The 451-nt window shown below is 55.0% G+C and carries 1 protein-coding gene; it reads left to right on the plus strand.

All coding sequences use genetic code 11. The features are described 5' to 3' along the window. Window positions 1-312 (plus strand): AI-2E family transporter (locus tag AC1D0P_RS29515; protein ID WP_477679979.1); only part of this gene is annotated, 312 nt, incomplete at its 5' end. Window positions 313-451 lie beyond the last annotated feature (139 nt).

The raw sequence follows: 451 nt of genomic DNA on the forward strand, positions 1-451 counted from the left end.
CCGCTGCTCGGCGTTGGGATTTTTCTTCTTGCCGGTCTGCTGGTCATCGACACGCTTTGGATGGCGCTTCTGCCGGCGGCGCTTTATTGCGCAATCCACGTTGTCGAGGGTGAGATCATCACGCCTATTCTGCTCGCCCGGCGCTTCACGCTCAATCCCGTGCTCGTGGTCATCGCGTTGATCTTCTGGTTCTGGATGTGGGGCGTACCAGGAGCGATTCTCGCGGTGCCGATGCTGGCAATCACCAAGATCGTTTGTGATGGCGTTCGCCCGCTCGCTGCCATCGGGCATTTTCTAAGTGGTGAGGAGTAATGCAATGCAGCGCCATCATTTTGGCGTTGGTTGAAACCAAGCTGTCGCCAAGAAACGGAGAATGCGATCGTTCCGAGAGTTTTCACAGCTACCTCGGAACCGCCTGAAGGTGATTGAGATTTTTACTTTTACACGAATG

The sequence above is a fragment of the Polaromonas sp. P1_G2 genome (genome assembly GCF_056405515.1).